This is a genomic window from Enterobacter sp. PL_is379, assembly GCF_055817355.1.
In genome coordinates, this window is the sequence record NZ_JBVPGT010000032.1 from 197,184 (window position 1) to 216,435 (window position 19,252).

At 53.4% G+C, this 19,252-nt stretch carries 16 protein-coding genes and 1 pseudogene; 6 read left to right on the top strand and 11 right to left on the bottom strand.

Annotated features, from left to right (window positions below; all coding sequences use genetic code 11):
- The first annotated feature begins 1 nt into the window (after position 1).
- Positions 2-3,349, top strand: a complete 3,348-nt coding sequence (locus tag AC0TOY_RS19775) for a hypothetical protein (protein ID WP_473722417.1) — start codon at positions 2-4, stop codon at positions 3,347-3,349.
- Positions 3,350-3,366: 17 nt separating this feature from the next.
- Positions 3,367-4,266 carry a phosphoadenosine phosphosulfate reductase domain-containing protein gene (locus tag AC0TOY_RS19780; protein ID WP_040230264.1) on the top strand — a complete coding sequence of 300 codons (900 nt, stop codon included), beginning with the start codon at positions 3,367-3,369 and terminating at the stop codon, positions 4,264-4,266.
- A 771-nt stretch (positions 4,267-5,037) separates the two neighbouring features.
- Here AC0TOY_RS19780 and AC0TOY_RS19785 read toward each other — a convergent pair.
- A pseudogene (locus AC0TOY_RS19785) lies at positions 5,038-5,907 on the bottom strand (phosphorothioated DNA-binding restriction endonuclease).
- 299 nt (positions 5,908-6,206) lie between these two features.
- Here AC0TOY_RS19785 and AC0TOY_RS19790 point away from each other — a divergent pair.
- A complete protein-coding gene (locus tag AC0TOY_RS19790; protein ID WP_090419259.1) occupies positions 6,207-6,680 on the top strand; it encodes a SymE family type I addiction module toxin in 474 nt (157 codons plus the stop codon).
- A 73-nt stretch (positions 6,681-6,753) separates the two neighbouring features.
- Here the strand turns inward: AC0TOY_RS19790 and AC0TOY_RS19795 are convergent, their stop codons facing one another.
- The 5 genes from AC0TOY_RS19795 to trpS form a co-directional block, all read right to left on the bottom strand.
- Complete coding sequence (locus tag AC0TOY_RS19795) at positions 6,754-7,125, bottom strand: hypothetical protein (protein WP_261666461.1); 372 nt, start codon at positions 7,123-7,125, stop codon at positions 6,754-6,756.
- A gap of 115 nt (positions 7,126-7,240) precedes the next feature.
- Complete coding sequence (locus AC0TOY_RS19800) at positions 7,241-7,720, bottom strand: Hcp family type VI secretion system effector (RefSeq protein WP_028015347.1); 480 nt, start codon at positions 7,718-7,720, stop codon at positions 7,241-7,243.
- 2 nt (positions 7,721-7,722) lie between these two features.
- The gene (locus AC0TOY_RS19805; protein ID WP_090419253.1) at positions 7,723-8,070 is read right to left on the bottom strand and encodes a hypothetical protein; all 348 of its coding nucleotides are present in this window, start codon (positions 8,068-8,070) and stop codon (positions 7,723-7,725) included.
- A complete protein-coding gene (locus AC0TOY_RS19810; protein WP_473722418.1) occupies positions 8,063-8,746 on the bottom strand; it encodes a hypothetical protein in 684 nt (227 codons plus the stop codon). Before AC0TOY_RS19810 ends, AC0TOY_RS19805 begins: the two co-directional genes overlap by 8 nt.
- Positions 8,747-8,925: 179 nt before the next feature.
- Positions 8,926-9,927, bottom strand: coding sequence for a tryptophan--tRNA ligase (gene trpS / locus AC0TOY_RS19815; RefSeq protein WP_473722419.1), 1,002 nt, complete (start codon positions 9,925-9,927; stop codon positions 8,926-8,928).
- Positions 9,928-10,126: 199 nt separating this feature from the next.
- Here trpS and fosA point away from each other — a divergent pair, with 199 nt between their 5' ends.
- Positions 10,127-10,552 carry a FosA/FosA2 family fosfomycin resistance glutathione transferase gene (gene fosA, locus AC0TOY_RS19820; protein WP_021240641.1) on the top strand — a complete coding sequence of 142 codons (426 nt, stop codon included), beginning with the start codon at positions 10,127-10,129 and terminating at the stop codon, positions 10,550-10,552.
- Here the strand turns inward: fosA and AC0TOY_RS19825 are convergent.
- Positions 10,538-11,545 (bottom strand): LacI family DNA-binding transcriptional regulator, encoded by a 1,008-nt coding sequence (locus AC0TOY_RS19825; RefSeq protein ID WP_473722421.1) that lies wholly within the window; start codon positions 11,543-11,545, stop codon positions 10,538-10,540. The genes fosA and AC0TOY_RS19825 overlap by 15 nt on opposite strands.
- Positions 11,546-11,730: 185 nt before the next feature.
- Here AC0TOY_RS19825 and AC0TOY_RS19830 point away from each other — a divergent pair, with 185 nt between their 5' ends.
- Together AC0TOY_RS19830 and AC0TOY_RS19835 are read left to right on the top strand one after the other, a co-directional pair.
- Entirely contained in the window at positions 11,731-12,819 is a 1,089-nt protein-coding gene (locus tag AC0TOY_RS19830; RefSeq protein ID WP_473722422.1) for a cellulase family glycosylhydrolase, read from the top strand.
- Positions 12,820-12,869: 50 nt separating this feature from the next.
- Positions 12,870-14,264 (top strand): MFS transporter, encoded by a 1,395-nt coding sequence (locus AC0TOY_RS19835; RefSeq protein ID WP_032649974.1) that lies wholly within the window; start codon positions 12,870-12,872, stop codon positions 14,262-14,264.
- 40 nt (positions 14,265-14,304) lie between these two features.
- On the opposite strand, the gene AC0TOY_RS19840 is transcribed toward AC0TOY_RS19835, so the two are convergent.
- The 4 genes from AC0TOY_RS19840 to AC0TOY_RS19855 are packed head-to-tail and all read right to left on the bottom strand — an operon-like array spanning position 14,305 to position 19,051.
- Positions 14,305-15,126: an alpha/beta fold hydrolase gene (locus AC0TOY_RS19840; protein WP_473722423.1), complete on the bottom strand. Its 822-nt coding sequence runs from the start codon at positions 15,124-15,126 to the stop codon at positions 14,305-14,307.
- 30 nt (positions 15,127-15,156) lie between these two features.
- Positions 15,157-16,776: an MFS transporter gene (locus tag AC0TOY_RS19845; protein ID WP_024909511.1), complete on the bottom strand. Its 1,620-nt coding sequence runs from the start codon at positions 16,774-16,776 to the stop codon at positions 15,157-15,159.
- Entirely contained in the window at positions 16,773-17,180 is a 408-nt protein-coding gene (locus AC0TOY_RS19850) for a DoxX family protein (protein ID WP_473722425.1), read from the bottom strand. Before AC0TOY_RS19850 ends, AC0TOY_RS19845 begins: the two co-directional genes overlap by 4 nt.
- Positions 17,180-19,051 carry an amidohydrolase gene (locus tag AC0TOY_RS19855; RefSeq protein WP_048990672.1) on the bottom strand — a complete coding sequence of 624 codons (1,872 nt, stop codon included), beginning with the start codon at positions 19,049-19,051 and terminating at the stop codon, positions 17,180-17,182. The genes AC0TOY_RS19850 and AC0TOY_RS19855 overlap by 1 nt, the downstream gene beginning before the upstream one ends.
- Between the last annotated feature and the right edge of the window lie 201 nt (positions 19,052-19,252).

The window sequence follows — 19,252 nt, forward strand, 5'->3', positions numbered from 1 at the left end:
AGTGACTCTTAGTAAACTTTACTCTATCGCTACACGCCATCAACGTTCTACCCGTATCGATAGTGATTTGAGCACCGATTTCTTTCCTGGTTTGGTTTACCATGGAACTGCACAATCTTCCTTAGAAACGCTCTTCCGGCAGTACAAACAAACCGGACAGAGCGCCTATACACTTACTGGTGCTTATGGTTCGGGTAAGTCAACGGTTGCGTTGCTTGTAGCTGGTTTACTGCATGCTGATATTAATATTCGTAGTGAAGCACTCATTACTATAAATGATGAGTCTAAAATTCTATTAGAAGAAAGTGTCCCTTACCAGGAAGGGTGGTTACAAATACGCTCCGTAGGTGGAGTGAGAGGTCCTGTAGAATCATTTTGGAATGCAACTCTTAGAGCACTCGAAGAACATCCAAAGACATGCAAATCCAGCATACTCAGTAAGTATAGCAAAGTGAGCGTAGAGAGTGACAGTGAGCTCCTTAACTCATGGAAAGCCCTGTTTGAAGACATTGCTCCATACGTTGATGGTGTACTTATCATCGCAGATGAAATGGGCAAAAGCTTAGAGTACATTAACCGAAATGGTGGTGATTTACATTTATTTCAGGATATCGCAGAAGAGCTATCTAGGATTAACACGCCAGTTATTTTTTTAGGATTGTTACATCAGGCATTTAGTGAATATGCTAAAGAACGTGGCACCAAGTTACAGGATGAATGGGGTAAGATTCAAGGACGCTATAGCGATATTCTTTATAACGTATCAACTGATGAAACGGTTGCATTAATTAGTAGCTCGATAAAAACAATATTACCGAAAAAAGATGGTGATCAGCTCGTTAAACGTGTACTTGCAGCCCTTGAAGATAAGCGACAGCGTAAAGAGCTGCTACTTACACGATTGGAGCAATGTATTCCACTTCATCCATTAACCGCATTGCTATTAGGGCCTATTGCCAAGCGAAGATTTAGTCAAAACGAACGCAGTACGTTTAGTTTTTTGAATTCTCATGAACAGTTCAGTTTTCAACTTTTCTTACAGCAAACAAGTGACCAAAACGCTCGATATGATCTTAGTCATCTTTGGGATTATTTAGAAGCCAATATGGAACATGCTATTTTGGGATCCCCTGATGGTCATGGTTGGGCGACAGCAGCTGATGCAATAAGAAAAGCCTTGAAACAAGACTTTTCACCGCAATGCATCAAGCTGCTTAAAAGCATAGCTTTGATTACCCTGTTTGGTAAATCTGCCAACCTCACCGGCACTGAAAAGATACTGCTTACCGCAACCGAGATTACACAGCAAGAACAGCTTAATGCGTGTCTACAACAGCTAAAAGACGCTTCCTGTATTGTATTTAGAAAATATCTATCCTCTTGGGTGGTATTTGAGGGGTCTGATCTCGATATTGCTGGTTTAGTTGAAGAAAAACTTGACCAACTTCATAATAGCCATGAAGCGGTTGGTCGTATTAATTTTAGCTCCCAAGTTATTGCTAAAGGCCATTATCATGAATTTGGTACATTACGATGGGCTGCTCAATCGGTAGCAATGCAACTTAGTAGTATCGAAATTAGTTCGTTACTTACATCTCGAAATGGTGAATTCGCGAATTTCTTACTATTACTAAAAGAAGAATCGGAAGCGCGATTGAAGGAGTTAACACGAAATAACAAGTCACTGATGCTTGCTTGTGCACCAAATGCTAATGAAATTATTAATCTTGCGAATGAAAAATATGCGTTAGATCTTATCCAGAGTGATAAAATAACTGGAGCTGCGCTTACTCATGACAAAGTAGCTCGCGAAGAACACAATGCTCGTACTTTTAATGCACAATCAGCCCTTGAAACCGCTTTAACCTATGCATTCAACAACGCGGTTTGGTTTCACAACGGAGTTGCTTATGCCAAAGAGACCATTAGTGAAATAGCAACCTTCGCTGCCGACAACATATTTTTCCAAACACCTAAAATCCTCAACGAGCTTGTTAATCGTAATAAGTTGTCTGGGACCGCAGTTTCTGCTTTAAAAAAGCTTCTCGAAGCCATGCTTGATAAAGAAGACTGTGTAGATTTAGGTATTGAGGGGTTTCCTCCAGAGAAATCCATGTATATAAGCTGCTTAAAAAATACATCTATTCACTCGGCCGAAGGTGAAAAAGGGCAGCATTGGTTCAGAGATTATTTGGATACAAATCTCAGTGCCGTATTTGCCGCAGCTGAACAACTATTGAAAGATCGCAAAGGTAGTGAAGTTGGTTTGTCTGAAATCGCCGAGTTATGGGGTAGCGCACCCTTTGGTTTAACGAAAGGTGTTATTCCGATTTTCATACTCGCTTTTTTGAAATCAATGGGTGAACAAATCGCATATTATGAAAAAGATATGTCTGGCGAATTTGCCTTTATCGCAGAGCCAGACAATGACTATGTTCATAAACTGATCAAGAACCCAGGCGATCTTGCCGCGAAATATATCGTATTAGCAACTGACGAAAAAGAGTGGTTGCAAAACCTTGCGGTTTTCGCTGCAGCCGAAACCAACCGTAATATTTCGAATAATATATTATCAGTTGCGACACCATTAGTTACCACAATACATAATCTACCGCAGTGGGTAAAAAATGCACACCATCTTGTGCCAGATAATGATGAACGTAATAAAACCTATTTGAGAGTGCGAGATCTTTTTTTGCAAGCAAATGATCCACATACTCTACTTATTAAGAAGTTACGTAAAGAGTTGGTAGATTTTGGTGCTAATGATTTTACGAGTCAAATTGATCTCTTGGAAGACTGTTTTAAAACTCTCAGGCAAAAGCACGAGCAAATGTTAGTTTCGATCAAGACCAGAGTAAAAAACATTTTTCCAGAAAATGGTGAAGAATTAGCTCAAATGTGCCGGTACGTTGAGACAAATTCAGGTGACTTGCGCTTAAAAGCTTTTGCTAGAGAGCTCGCCAAAAGTGATACTGGATTATTACAGTGGCTAGAGAGCATAATTCAAATTGTTACTGGGCGCGGAAAACAAAACTGGAACGAAGGAATTCTTCAAACAGCATCAAACAAAATCAGTGACTACGCACAAGATTTTTTGAGTGTGGTAAAGTCGCAGCATAATGACGAAGCTAACTCTGGCTCTGGTAAAACAAAATTGGTGTCCTTAGTATTAGAAGGCGATGATGGTAAGCTAACCTCATTTAAGCGAGAAATTAGAGTTGTTGAAATGGATGAATTGCAAAACACAATGAATACTATTGAAGGTCATCTTTCTGGGCTTGATGAATTCCATAAAATCAATGTGTTGCAGCAATTGCTGAGAAAGTCCCTTGAAGCAAAAAGTTAAATAAACAGGTATTACTCATGAGTGATGAACGCAAGGTGAAACATGTTCTTGGCCTATCAGGAGGTAAGGACAGTGCTGCTCTCTCGGTGTATATGGCTAGGAACTATCCTGAGCTCGACATCGAGTATTTCTTTACTGATACGGGCAAAGAATTACCTGAAGTTTATGAGTACTTGGAGCAACTAGAAATTGTTCTAGGTAAACCTATTCTGCACATAAACGACAAAAAAGGATTTGATTATTGGTTAGAGCAACACAATAATTTTCTCCCTGCAGGACAACAACGGTGGTGTACCATCCGTATGAAACTCGAGCCATTTGAGAAATGGATTCGCCCTTTCCTCAACGATGGCTACGAAGTTATTTCTTATGTGGGTATTCGCGCTGATGAACCTTGGCGTGATGGTTATCGACCCAATGAGAACCAAAAATATCTCACAATCAAAATGCCATTTGCTGAGGACGGAATTAAAAAGCAGGGTGTACTCGATATATTAGATAGTGCAGGGCTTGGTTTACCGAAATACTACGAATGGCGTTCTCGTTCTGGTTGTACCTTCTGCTTCTTCCAGAGAAAAATTGAATGGGTACGGCTACGTGAAGAGCATCCTGAGGCTTTTGAAGAAGCTAAGTCTTATGAAAAAAGAGCTGAGACTAGTGAGAATGGCGAAACTTTTTTCTGGATGGGGCCAAATGAACCATTAGAAACACTGGAGGACCCAGAGCGTGTCAAGCAGATTAAGGAAAACCACGAGAAGGTAAAAGCTCGTTTCGAGAAGAAAAAACAGCGCGAGAGAAAACGTCGATTAGGTATGCATGCAATGGTGGATGAAAGCATGATTATTGACACGTTAGATATGGACGCGATGTATGATCTTGAAGAGGGGGGCGGCGCTTGTATTACATGTTATAAGTAGCACTGTTGTGTATGATGCATAAACATCATTTTACTATAAATGGTAGAAGCACTCCGAAGAGAGTGCTAACTGGAGCTGATTTTTTTGCGGGCTTGTCTGTCATTATTTCTGTGTATATGCCCACTTTTTAAGGCAATCGCTTAGATGGCTACCGGACCTGACAATAAAATTACTAATTGTCAATTGTAAGTCCCAAAAGGTAATTTTTCAGGCTTGGTCCGGACAATGCTATGTGATCGTCGGTTGCTGCTCTAGAGGCCTGTGCAATTGTAAGTGTCTGCGTAAAATCGCCTAGAGGTCTTCCAAGCATAATGTTTATGTCATCTGAGGAGATCTCTAAGCATAACATCCAATTCATCGAGTACCAGATCGACGCCGTAATGAACCCTGTCCTGGATATAGTGATAGATCATGAGTTCGTCAGCTATCTGACGAAGCAGTTTACGATAAGAATACGGCAATCATATAAGATATTATCGCTGAGTAGGGCGGTATTTTGTTATCAACCGGATAGGCAACGTGATGAACGAGTTAATCAATGGACGCAAGATGGAGCTGCATGTGGGAGATTTAGCATCTCGACTGACGCAATGCCGTGAGAAGCCTTACTCTGGAATGCGTTTCGGACCTGGAAAATAATCACGCAACTTTCTGATCTTCCACGCAGTATTCAATTTTATGTCCCATTCTGGAGGCAAATCCCCAAAATTAAATCGCACAACCCATTAATTTTCAATGAATTAAAAGAAAAGGTGAGTCTGGCCTTCGCACTCATCCTCTAAACACCTCCCTACGATGCCACTCCACATATCCCTTCTTTGGATAGTTACCTTTCACCACCGGCAGCGCAATTTCCATTCCTGCAAAATCCCAGAACAACCGCCCAACAATCCCATTCCCATTCACCGCCTCAGACACGAGCACCCGCATACTCTCATCCAGCCCAATAGATCCTTTATCAAACGCCTTATGATCAATTGCACACAACGCCAGTCCGTTCGGGATCTCATATGGTCCGCCAAACTGCTTCCACTTGATATGCGCGGCTTCGAGTCCAACCTAGGCGTTATCATGCCGCATGTTTAATCCGCAGATGGCACATTCATAGTTATAAGCGCGAAGCACCTGTTGGCGGAACAGCGGATCGCAAACCTTACGGATTTGCTGGATATCAAACCCCATCTCATCTGCGATCTCCTCCTGAATGCTTTCAGGAAAGTGCGCTTCAAGGATCTGCTGCGACAGCGAGCCGATCAGATTTTTGTTCTTATTCAGCAGCGCAAAGTGTTCTTCATCAAACCCGCCTGCAACGTTATTTTCTATAAGTTCTTTAACAGGCGGTTGCTTACTGCCAGCGGTCGAACAAAACTCAGTGTTCTGAAGATCTCAAAAACCGTCCCCTTTGAGCCGCCAGAAAGGCATATTCGGGTAATGCGTCTTCCTCTGTGGGCCAAAGCGTTTTAGCAGGCTAAGCAACTGTTCGTGGACCTCGGTTCCATAATCAAACAGTCGCGCATGCCCCTGCTGATAGTTCGCCAGCACGTACAGAAGCAATAAAGGCTTATGCGGCGCACGCTGTTCGCCTTTGCGCCAGATGGTGATATCGGCAATTGCCTGTTCGAGAGTTTTGCTGGAAGCCATCGCGTTACGGAAGAAGGTAAATAATTGCGATGATGCTCGCAAAATCCAGACCAATCAACCCGTAATCAACAAAAACATGACCTTACCGCATATAATCCTATTTCCTGAATCTCCCTCGCAAATTCTAAATTTACCCCACACCAAACCGCTGTATTTATATTCAGCCCTGTATAATGAGCACCAGGAATTACGCCGAACGGCAAAGGAAGTATCAAAGAAAATTTAACGAGCAATTCGCGATATGAAGGTGCTGCAACACCCCCATACCGCTAACCACAACAACTACTGAGGAGTTGAAAATGGCTGCGACGAATTTTAAGCCAGAGTTTACTGTTTGCAAAACAGAATCAGACGCTTTCACCGGCATGATCGAAAACCGCGAGCTGGTGCGCAAAAACAGCGCCCGCCGACTTCACGGCAACCGGCTCAACGCGGCGCCCGTCCATCCCCGCGCGGAGACGCCGCAGGACAGTGCCGCCTGCTGCGAACTCTATGCACGTATCGACATGAAATATCTTCTTCTGGGCGGCGACTGGTTAAAACGCGCGGGTTTCATCAACGGCATGCCCGTAAAAATCCGCGCCATGAAAGACTGCATTGTGATTACGCCACAACATACAAGAGAATTATGGGGATGCCTGGAAGGTATGAGCGTGGTGAATATAAATAAAAAGAAAGTGGCGCAGTGGTTGAAGACGTTTCCGGGCGCGTTGAATGATACCGGCGATATACCGGTTGTTAAGCGTGGAACAGGGCAGGCGATGTCTGAGTAACCTGCTTCCCATCTAATGTAACCCTTGAAGCAATAAAACGGGCATGTCATCCCATGCCCGTTGTAAGTAAAAATCAATCGTGCTTAACCTGCTCTTTCACCGCGTTAACCAGCGCAGCGTGAAGTTTGCCGACGGTTAAATCACATATAACAGGTTCGGGTATGCCACGTATCCAGCGGATAAACCGACAGATGCCAAAAAAGTCTATGCCTTCACCCGTAAACAGATACTCATTCTCTGCGAGAGAGAACGTTTTCCTGTAGCCATCTTCTTCCGTGGCAAGTTTAACGCCAAACGCTTCTTCGCAGTCTTCCAGTAGGTCTTCGCCATCGATACCGCAAATATGCAAATCGGCCTCAATCAACGTATTGCTATCGATAGGTTTACGATGCTCACCTGAGGAGTTTCGAACAACCTCAATGACTTGAGAGAGTGTGGGTTCCATAATGATGCTCTCCTTTAAAGCGGTAGAAATAATCGCCAGCGCTTCCCGGCGACGTTCCGCTTGGTCGGACCGACAAGCACAACGTTACCCCGGCCCGAGAAATTTTAAAGTCGGTTCAGGCTATCGCCATATGATTCCATGCATCTCTGTAAACTATATTCCCGTCACAGTGTTTCCAGGTGATTGCCTCATATCTTAGCTCGATTGTTTCTGTATGCGTTCCTGTTCCAGAACCCGGGAACAGATTGGGCGTAATGCCCGTGATTTTTACATTCTCCAGGATAATGTTGAAATATTCTCTCTCGATTCCTGCATCATCAATTTGATACATTTTGATCGTAGCCGATTTTAGCGTTTGGTTTTCACACAGTGCCCTGATGAGAACCGGTGTTGTTTTATCAAACTCTTTCTGAACGGCAATCGGTGTATGTACGCGGGTACCTGTTAGTCGGCCTGTATGTCCACTCACAGGAATGGTGAGGTGATGAGCGACCGCCTTTAATTCAATAGCGCCTAACCGACCGGACACCATGGAACCTCCTACGACGGGTGAGCCATTAGTATCGGTTAACCAAAGATATGCTGGATTTGACATGGTTATTCCTCATCTATATTTACAAAAGAAGGTAGGTGCAACATCGCCACGACCCATATGAATAAACCAATAATTTTCAGCGGCCATGGTTCAAGTACAGCTATACAAGCAAATGCACCGATGATCAGTAAGGGACCTGATAACACATCCAGGATCCCGCCAAAAATATGTATCTTTCCTGGCAGGAATTTATTCATTACTAATGAAATAATGTAAGCGCTTATGGTAATTATGCAAAAGGCGATTATTTTATCATGCCAGGTTTCGAATTCAACCCAGCTAAGGATATATAATAAGACTAAATATGAACAAAGAAGTAGATTTATAATGGGAATAATAAACTTACTCATACGAGCCTACCGTACGTTTGGCTTTAAGTTTTTCATTAAGTTTGTTTATGATCTGATTAAATACAGGTTTTCCTTCTGAGTAACCTGCATGGATAGCATCTACGAAAGGTTGGACGGCATCAGCAAAGAGAAAGTAGAGTAGGTCGTAGTCTCGGGGTCTGAGAAGTTCGTATATCTCCGGTGCTTCTGCTTTAAGCCGGGCAGATGTTCTGATTGAGCGTTCTGCCATGCCTCCAAACAAAAGGAGTGTACTCAGTCCTGTTATTGGATTTAATTTGCCTTTGAAAACCACAAATGTAAAAGACGTTCTTTCAATAACACGTTTCGCAATGGTTGCCGCTATAATATTTGTTGATACTCTACCCAGTATTGAAGAAGCTGCTGGCCTATAAACCTTATCTTGCTCAGCCTCGGTTAAATATCTGTTGAATAGTTTAAAAATTTGCTTGGCTGCATTGACGATATTATCGTAATTCAAAATGTCTTTTATGATTGCGTTAGCTATCCGAATTCTTTCGGTTTCGCGTTCATGCCTTGTTTCAGTGTCAAAGATACCATAGATCAGATATCCATAATCTAGCGGAACGGATAAGCCTCCATTTATAAATGCTGTGACTGTATCTGGAGAATCGATTATGTTGAATAATCTCAAGGATATATTATCTACATCTGCCATGTTAATCCTTTAAGCGTGTCATAAAGGATTTATCAATGTAATATTAAAGTAACTAAAGCAATTTAAATGTTCTAAAAGGAAAATTAAGTATTCTTATAACAAACAATATATTAAATCGAGAGGCAAAGCGGCTATGTGTCAATCACACTCCGCCGCCCAGCCTCAATCAACTCACCCCATTAAAACACCGGCACCCCCAACCCAACCTTCACCTCCCTCAACGTCCCTTGCGTCACCCCCTGCGCCCGTTCAGTCCCGCGCTTCAGCATCGCCATCAACTCTCCCCTGTCACGCATATACATCGCCCTCCGCTCCCGCATCGGCGCAATCAGCTCCTGCAAACACGCCTCCAGCTCGTTCTTACAAACCCGGTCGCCCAGCCCGCCTGCCTGATAGTGCGCCTTCATCGCCGCCACCTTGCCCTTGTCCGGATGAAACGCGTCGAGATACGTAAATACCACGTTCCCCTCAATCTGCCCCGGGTCGCTCACCTTCAGGTGGTTCGGATCGGTGTACATGGCGCTGACGGCACGATGAATGGTCTCTTCGCTGGCCGAAAGGTGCAGCGTGTTGCCCAGCGATTTCGACATCTTGGCGCTGCCGTCGATGCCGGGCAGGCGGCTGGTGTCGCTCAGCATCGCCTTGCAGTGGCGCAGCACCGGGGCGGGCAGCAGGCTGTTCATCTTGTGCACAATCTCGTTGGTCTGCTCAATCATCGGCAGCTGGTCGTCGCCGACGGGCACGCACTCGGCCTTGAACGCGGTGATGTCCGCCGCCTGGCTGATGGGGTAGGCCATAAACCCGACCGGCAGCGAGCGGGCAAAGCCCTTCTGCGCAATCTCGTTTTTCACCGTCGGGTTACGCTCCACGCGGGCGACGGTGACGATGTTCATATACAGCATCGTCAGCTCGGCGAGGGCGGGCAGGGCGGACTGCAGGCAGATCGTGGTCAGGTTCGGGTCGATACCGGCGGCGAGGTAGTCGGCCAGCACTTCGGGGATGTTGTCGCGGATCTTCTGCGGGTTGCTGCCGTTGTCGGTCAGCCCCTGCAGGTCGGCAATCAGCACAAACTGGTTGTGCGTGTGCTGGAGCGCCACGCGCTGGCGCAGCGATCCGACGAAGTGGCCAAGGTGCAGCGGGCCGGTTGGGCGGTCGCCGGTGAGGATGGTGGGTGCGTTCATAAAGACTCCTTAACGTTGTAATGCCGAAAGGGGTCTTAGATGTGAGAAAGCCGCCTTTCGGCGGCTATCTGAAAATGGGGAAAACAACTCCGTGCCGCCTTTAAGAAGGCAGCCACCAGCGGTTTACGGTGAGCACGGCGTGGTTTATGTTCATCTCTTTACCGTACCACGTCCGGCGCGAAAAACAAAAGGGCACGTCATGCTGCAATCACTCAACCACCTGACCCTCGCGGTCAGCGACCTGCAAAAAAGCGTCACCTTCTGGCACGAGCTGCTGGGCCTGACCCTGCACGCCCGCTGGAATACCGGGGCCTATCTCACCTGCGGCGATCTGTGGGTCTGCCTGTCGTACGACGAGGCGCGCCAGTATGTGCCGCCGCAGGAGAGCGACTACACCCACTACGCGTTTACCGTCGCGGAAGCGGATTTTGAACCGTTCTCGCAAAGGCTTGAGCAGGCGGGCGTCACCGTCTGGAAGCAGAACAAAAGCGAGGGGGCGTCGTTCTATTTTCTCGACCCGGACGGGCACAAGCTGGAGCTGCACGTGGGCAGCCTCGCCGCGCGACTGGCGGCGTGTCGCGAGAAGCCCTACGCAGGCATGGTGTTTACCTCAGACGAGGCTTGAGGCGCGTACCTTCAGCCTGCCCGCCAGCGTCACGTGCGTGGCGGCATCTTCCTGATTGCACAGGTACTCCACCGCCAGCCGTCCCAGCTCGCTGTAGGGCAGCTGGATACTGGTCAGCGGCGGGGTGAGCTGCTCGGAGATCTTCTGGTCGTCGTAGCCCGCCAGCAGCATATCCTGCGGGATGCGCACGCCATTCACCGCCAGCGCCTGGTAGCAGCCGATCGCCAGCCAGTCGCTGGCGCAGAAGATGGCGTCCGGGCGCTCGGTCTGCTCCAGCAGAGAAGTCGTGGCGGTAAAGGACTCGCTGAACTGCCAGTTGGTCTGGCGCACCAGACCGTCGTCGCACGCGAGTCCAGCCTGCTGCAGCGCGGTCTGGTAGCCCGCCAGACGCTGGCGCGAGGCCTCCATCCAGCTCTCGCCGGTGATGTGGGCGATGCGCGTGGCCCCGCAGGCGATGAGGTGTTTCGTCACCTGGAAGGCGTTGGCGTAGTCGTCCGGGATAAACGACGGCAGCAGCGGCGAGCCGGGGTCGCGCTGGTTGAGCAGCACCAGCGGGATGCGGGTGCAGTCCTGGAACGCCGTCATGTCCACCAGCGTGGTGACCGGAGAGGCGAGAATAATCCCGATGCAGTTGCGCTTCTCCAGCTGGCGGATGATGTTCAGCGCCAGCTCGATGTCGTCGCCGTAGTCGTAGACGGTGAGCAGGGTCTCGTTGCGCCACGCCGCTTCCCGTGCCTGGCTGATGGCGTCGATAAACGGGTCAAAGCTTTGCATGGAGCTGACCAGCAGGGCGATCTCTTCCTGGTTGCGCGGGGCGTGAACGGCGGGGAGGCGGTCGTAGCCGAGCTCGGTGGCGACGCTAATCACCCTATGACGGGTGTCGTCGCTGAGCTTGATGTTGCGGGACTGGTTAAGTACCAGCGATACCGTCGCCTGCGACACCCCGGCCGCCCGCGCAATATCGTTCATCGTCACTTTCGTTTTTCGCTTCATCCGTCCTCTCCCTTTCGCGATTTCGCATCATACCCTAACCGCACGCTTTAGCGCCGTCGATCACGTTTCTCATTCATCGAAGCGTGAACTTTGTGAGGGGCATCGCTTTTCTTCGTGCGGGAAATTGCGTATTTATCCCGCAGCTAATATTTATTAGCTAAATATTATCAGTAAGAGGACGCGTAATGAAAGAGCAGTGGAGCAGGGAGCAGGCACAGGCGTGGTATCAGCAGAAGGGCTGGCTGTGCGGGTTTAACTATCTGCCGTCGACGGCGGTGAACTGGACCGATATCTGGCAGGCAGAAACCTTCGATGCCGGGACGATTGACCGCGAGCTGGGCTGGGCGGCGGACGCGGGCTACAACACCCTGCGCATCAATCTGCCGTTTATCGTCTGGGAGCGCGACCGCGACGGGCTGATGGCGCGCATCGACCAGTTTTTGACGATTGCCGACGGCCACGGGTTCAGCACCATGCTGACCCTGATGGACGACTGCGGCTTCTCCGGCGACGAGCCGTACCTCGGCCCGCAAAAGCCGCCGGTGCCGGGCAAGCACAACAGCCAGGCGGCGGCGAGCCCGGGGCGTGACAAGGTGTGCGATCCGGACTGCTGGGCAGACATTGAGCGCTATATCCGCGACGTTGTCCGCCAGTTCCGCGACGATAAGCGCGTGCTGTTGTGGGATCTCTACAACGAGCCGGGCAACCGCGGCATTTTCGCGACGGGTACGCAGGAGGTGCAGTACGACGCGAAGCTGGAGACCTGCGCCCACGCGCTGATGAAGCTGGCGTTCCAGTGGGTGCGAGAAGAAGATCCAACCCAGCCGCTCACTGTCTGCGCGTGGCGCCTGCCGCCGGAAGAGGAGGGCGAGACGTTCTTCCAGCACCCGCTGGACCAGACCGCGCTGGCGCTCTCGGACGTGGTGAGCTTCCACGCCTACACCCACACCGGGCGGATGACGGCGATTATCCAGCAGCTGCAACAGCTCGGACGACCGATGTTCTGTACCGAATGGCTGGCGCGCCACGTGGGCAGCACCATCGAAGAGCAGCTCCCGCTGATGTACGCGGCGAAGGTCGCGCCGTACCAGTGGGGGCTGGTGCGCGGCAAAACCCAGACGTGGCTGCCGTGGCCGGTGGTGATGAAGGAGTCCACGGACTACTGCCGTCTCTGGTTCCACGACGTGTTTGAGGAGAACGGTATTCCGTTCTCGCGCCGTGAAATCGCCCTGATGCAGCAGTTGCGCAAGATCGCCCCACAGGCGCAGGACTAATAATATCGACCCGGCGGTCCACCGCCGGGCAACCAGGCAGGCATATAACAATGGCAACGACAATGAAAATACCGTCTCGCGAGCTGTGGTCTTATTTTGGTTATGGTTTAGGTCAGTGTTTTAGCTTTGGTTTAGTGGGTTCGTTTATTAACTATTTTTACACCGACGTGCTGGGGATCTCGGCGCTGGCGGCGAGCACCATCTTCCTGATTGCCCGCGCGTGGGACGCGGTTCACGATCCGCTGTTTGCCAGCATTATGGACACCATTAACAGCCGGTTCGGCAAGTTTCGCCACTTTTTGCTGATCGCCCCGCTGCTGATCACCGGCGTCACGCTGCTGTCGTTCTATAAAATCGAAGCGGACATGACCACCAAAATCCTCTACGCCGGGGTGACGTACATCCTGTGGGGGACGCTGTACGCCATCTCCGATATCCCGTTCTGGTCGATGTCGTCGGTGATGACCAACGACTCCGGGCAGCGCACCCGCGCGGTGACGGCGGCGATGCTCGGGGTGAACGCCGGGATTGCCTGCGCCAACATCTTCTTCCCGAAGCTGGCGGCCTATTTCGCCCAGTACAGCAACGATAAAGGCTACTTTATGGCGGCGCTGGTGATGATGCTGGTGGGCCTGCCGCTGATGCTCAACGGCTTCATGCAGATCAAAGAGCGCGTGCCGCCCAGCCCGGAAAAGGTGACCATCCGCGACACCTTCCACAACCTGCGCCAGAACAAGCCGCTGTTTATCGTCCTGCTGTCGTTCTTCTTCTGCGTGTTCCACAACGTGGCGGGCGGGCTGTATATCTACTTCTTTATCAACAACCTGGGCGACGGCAGCCTGCAGATGGCGATTGGCGTGATGGGGATTGTGGCGGCGGTGCTGTGCCTGGTCGCCCCGATGCTGACGCGCCGGATGCAGAAGCGAAAGCTGTTTATGATCCTCTGCGGGCTGGACGTGGCGGTGCGCGTGGTGATGTGGTTTGTCGGCTATCAGCAGGTGACGATGCTGTTTATTCTGCTCGGCCTGAGCACGCTGTTCGTGATGATGACCAACATCCTCACCTCGTCGATGATTGCCGACACCATCGAGTACGCGGAGTACCACACCCACAAGCGATGCGCGGCGATCACCTTCTCCGGGCAGACCTTTACCGGCAAGATGTCGGTGGCGGTGGGCGGCGGGCTTATCGGCGTGTTTCTGACGATGATCGGCTACGTGCCGCAGGCGCAAATTCAGAGCGAGAGCGTGCTGTCGGGGCTGTTCTTCGGGATTTGCCTGCTGCCGGCGATAGGCTCGCTGATCCGCATGGGCTTTATGTCGCGCTTTACCTTTACCGAGGAGAAGCACGCGGAGATTTGTCGGCTGCTGGCGGAGCGGAACGCGTCTGCGAAAGCGCCGGGTGGCGGCTGCGCTTTACCCGGCCTACAGGACCAGCCCTTGTAGGCCTGATAAGCGAAGCGCCATCAGGCTTCGCTTTTAAGACTTACAGCGACTTCACAAACGCCAGCAGGTCTTCGTTGAGCTGGTCCTGGTGGGTCAGCGCGAAGCCGTGCGGCGCGTTGTCGTACACCTTCAGCGTGGCGTTTTTGATCATCTCTGCCGCCAGCTTGCCGGTGCTTTCAAACGGCACGATCTGGTCGTTGTTGCCGTGGATCACCAGCGTCGGCACGTCGATTTTCGCCATGTCCGGGCGGAAGTCGGTTTCGCCGAAGGCGGTCACGCAGTCGATGGTACCCTTCAGGGAGGCCAGCAGGGCGATATTCAGCGTCTGCGTCAGGGCACCGGCGGAAACGGTCTGTCCGGCGTTGGTGCCGTAGAACGGGGTGGCGAAGTCGCTGATGAATTGGGCGCGATCTTTGCGCAACCCGTCGCGAATGCCGTCGAACACGCTCTGATCCACACCCTGCGGGAAGGTCTCAGATTTACCAAAGATTGGCGTGACCGCGCCCAGCAGCGCAAGACCGGCCACGCGCGCGCTGCCGTAGTTGTTGATGTAGCGGGTCACGTCGCCGCCGCCCATGGAGAAGCCCACCAGCGTCACGTCCTGAAGGTCCAGGGTGGTAATCAGGTCGTTGATGTCGGACGCAAAGGTGTCATAGTCGTAACCGTTCCACGGCTGATCCGAGCGGCCAAACCCGCGGCGGTCAAAGGCGATGGCGCGGAAGCCGCGCTCGGCCAGGTAGTTCAGCTGGCTATCCCACATGTCGCCGTCCAGCGGCCAGCCGTGGCTGAAGAGAACCGGTTTGCCCGCGCCGCCTTCTTTGTAGTAAATCTGCGTGCCGTCTTTTGCCTTAAACGTTGCCATAGTGTGTTCCTGTGCAGGTGATGGTTATGGTTATACCGGCGCGACCAGATAACGAATGGCCGGTGATGTTGTGCCCTGATGAAAAGCCAGAACGCGGCTCTGCAGCAGGAGGTCATTCATGGTGTGGCGCTCCTGCTGGCGCAGATGCTCAATCCACGAGCCCATCAGGAAGGTCTCGATAAACAGGCCGGGGCGCTCAATATCTTCGTATACCGCCCAGCTCATCGCCCCGGCGCGGCGTCGCACCCGGCGCAGCTCGTGTACCGCCTCCAGGAAGGCTTTTGCGTTGTGCGGGTCGATGATGTACTCGTGCGAGACCAGCACCGGGCCACGCTCGTTCGGCAGGTCGATCTCCACGCCGTCCAGCGGCTGGCCGCTCAGGTCGAGGTTTAATTCCGGGTCTTTCTCCAGCTTCCAGCGGAACACGGTGGCGCTTGCCAGCACCATCCCCAGCGTGGCGACAACCAGCGCGGTCGGGGTGCCGAACCGGGAGGCTATCTGCCCCCAGATGGCGCTGCCCGTGGTCATCGAGCCGAAGAAGACCGTCAGGTAGACCGCCAGCGCGCGGGCCTTCACCCAGCGGGCAGCGCTGCGCTGGGCGCCGAGGTTCAGCGTCGAGAGCACCGCAATCCACGCGAAGCCGGTGAAGAACTCAAACAGGTTGAGCAGCCAGACGTGGCGCACAAACGCCAGCGCCAGCATGGTGAGGGCAAAGACCAGGCTCGCGGCCACCATCAGCCGGTCGGCGTTCAGCCGCTGGCGCAGGCGCGGCAGCAGGATGGCCCCGGCAATCGCCCCCAGGCCAATGCACGCCAGCATCACGCCGTAGCCTGCCGGGCCCAGGCCCAGCTCGCGGCGCGCCACCAGCGGCAGCAGTGCCCAGCCCGCGCTGCCGAAAACGAAGAACGCCACGGTACGCACCAGCACGTTGCGCAGCACCGGCGCGGCGTGCACGTAGCGGATGCCGGTGCGCACCGCAGAGAAGAAGTGCTCCGGCGGCAGACGCTGAATGGACGGGGCCGGACGCCAGCGCCACAGTACCCACGCCACGCCCACCACGGACAGCGCGTTCAGGGCAAACACCATCCACGGCCCGGCGAGCGACAGCAGGAAACCGCCCAGCGCGGGGCCAATCGCCCGGCTGATGTTCACCCCGAGCGAGTTCAGCGCCACGGCGGCGCCCAGCTCCGGCTTGCTCACCAGATCGGGCACCACGGCCTGGAACGGCGGCGAGCTCATCGCCGCCCCCACGCTCAGCAGAAACGTCGCCACCAGCAGCACGGTGGGGGTGACGTGTCCGGTGAAGGAGAGCGCCGTCAGCCCGGCGGCGGCGATGAACACCCACAGCTGGGAGAAGAGCAGGTATTTACGCCGGTCAACGATGTCCGCCATCACCCCGGACGGCAGGGCGAAGAGGAACATTGGCAGGCTGCTGGCCGCCTGCACCAGCGCGATATCCAGCGGGTCGGCGCTCAGGGTCAGCATGCTCCAGTTGATGCCGACGTCGCTCATCCATGAGCCGACGTTAGAGACCACCGTGGCGATCCACAGCATGCGGAACACCGGCTGGCTCAGCGGCTGCCAGGGTGAAACCGTCGGTGCGGGCGTCGTCTCGACGTGTGCGTCGCGAACGTCGTTAACCTGGGTCATGCGAACCTCTCCGTTGCCTTACGCTGCAGCCGCCACTGGCCCGGCCCGGTGAGGGCAAGGGTGGTGAAGATAATCAGCAGCAGCCAGCCAAACTGCCCTTCAGCAATCGACCAGTTCGGGTGGACCGCCAGCATCGCCACCAGCAGCACGGCGATAATCGGCAGGCACGCCAGGCGGGTGTAGACGCCCACAATGATCAACAGCGGGCAGATCACCTCGGCGACAATCGCCGGGATCAGGCTCGAGTACGGCCCGAAGCCGAACGGATCTTCAATGCGCGTCAGCTCTTCGCTGAAGTGCAGCACCTTCGGCAGGCCGTGCACGTAGAGCAGCAGCAGGCTGCCGGTCAGGCGCAGGAAGAACAGCCCCAGGTCGATCCGGGGCGGCATAGTGGTGTTTTTCATCAGAATGCAAAGCAGCTGCAGCCCAGCGCCCCCCAGAAAGCGTTATCGTCGGACACCGGCATCGCTGACGTGCGGGCGAAATCGTGCTGGTGGCTGTGAACTCCGCACGGGCCGCTGCAGTGGTGGATAGGGCTCAAGCCGACGCGTGCGGCCTGCGGCGGCGCGCTGCGGTAGTGGCCCGGCACCTTGACCACCGGGGACCACTCGGGCAGAACCGGAATGGCCGGCGGCGCGAGCGGGCCAAAGCTGCCCGCGGCGTAGACGATATCGCCGTTGACTACCGTGAGAACGGACTCGATGCCCTTGATCTCCTCTTCCGGCACGCGGAAGTAGTCTTTGCTGAGCACCGCCAGGTCGGCGAGCTGGCCGACTTTAATCTGCCCCTTCTGGTTCTGCTCGCTGGAGAACCACGCGCTGCCCTGGGTCCAGAGCATCAGGGCCGTATCGCGGTCCAGACGGGCGCTGTGATCGTACATCTGCATCCCGCCGACGGTGCGGCCGGAGACCAGCCAGTAGAGCGCGGTCCACGGGTTGTAGCTCGCCACGCGGGTGGCGTCCGTTCCCAGGCCCACCGGTACGCCGGTCTCGAGCATTTTCGCCACCGGCGGCGTGTGTCGGGTGGCTTCGATGCCGTAACGCTCGGCAAAGTACTCGCCCTGGAAGGCCATGCGGTGCTGGACGGCAATGCCGCCGCCAAGTGCTTTGATGCGGTCGATGTTGGCCTGTGACACGGTTTCCGCATGGTCGAAGAACCAGTGCAGGCCGTTGAACGGAATGTCGCGGTTCACCTTCTCGAACACGTCCAGCATGCGGCTGATGGATTCGTTATAGGTGGCGTGCAGGCGGAACGGCCAGCGGTGCTCCACCAGATGGCGTACCACGCGCTCCAGCTCGTCCTCCATGCCCGGCGCGAGATCTGGGCGCGGTTCGAGGAAATCTTCAAAATCGGCGGCGGAGAAGACCAGCATCTCGCCCGCGCCGTTGTGGCGGAAGAAGTCGCTGCCCTGGCCCGGCGTGAGCATGTCGGTCCATTTTTCAAAGTCTTCCAGCTCGTGGCCCGGACGCTGGGTAAAGAGGTTGTAGGCGATGCGGATGGTCATCTGCTTTTTCTCGTGCAGCTCGGCAATCACCTCGTAATCTTCCGGGTAGTTCTGGAAGCCGCCGCCCGCGTCGATGGCGCTGGTCAGCCCCAGGCGGTTGAGCTCGCGCATGAACTGGCGCGTGGAGTTGACCTGCTGCTCCAGCGGCAGCTTCGGCCCTTTGGCCAGCGTGGCGTAGAGGATCATGGCGTTCGGACGGGCGATCAGCATCCCGGTCGGGTTGCCGTTGGCGTCGCGCTGGATCTCCCCGCCCGGCGGGTTTGGCGTGTCTTTGGTGTAGCCGACCACCTTCAGCGCGGCGCGGTTGAGCAGGGCGCGGTCGTACAGGTGCAGGATGAAGACCGGGGTATCCGGCGCGGCGTCGTTAATTTCGTCCAGGGTTGGCATGCGGCGCTCGGCAAACTGGAACTCGGTCCAGCCGCCGACCACGCGCACCCACTGCGGCGACGGGGTCCGCAGGGCCTGCTCTTTCAGCATCCGCAGGGCGTCGGCCAGGGAGGGCACGCCTTCCCAGCGCAGCTCGAGGTTGTAGTTCAGCCCGCCGCGGATCAGGTGCAGGTGCGAGTCGTTGAGGCCGGGGATGGCGGTGTGGCCTTTCAAATCCACTACTTTGGTGCCGTCGCCGTGGTGCTGCATCACCTCGGCGACGGTACCCACTTCCAGAAATTTTCCGTCGCGCACGGCAACGGCTTCCGCGACGGGGTTTTCGCGATCGACGGTGTGAAACTGGCCGTTAACCAGAATGAGATCGGCTTTACCTGGGGTAACCATAAACTGCTCCTGACTGAGAGGGGAATGGTCAGGATTATGGGAACCGGTTTCGGCAAAGATCCAGTTATACAATAGGATAGGTATACCAAAGTATAACTATACCTAAGGTTAACTATACGAAGAGATAATTACGCGCGGAGAAGGAAAACCGCAGGATGAGGGTGACTTTATCGTCGCGGCGCTCGCGGCGATTTCTACCCT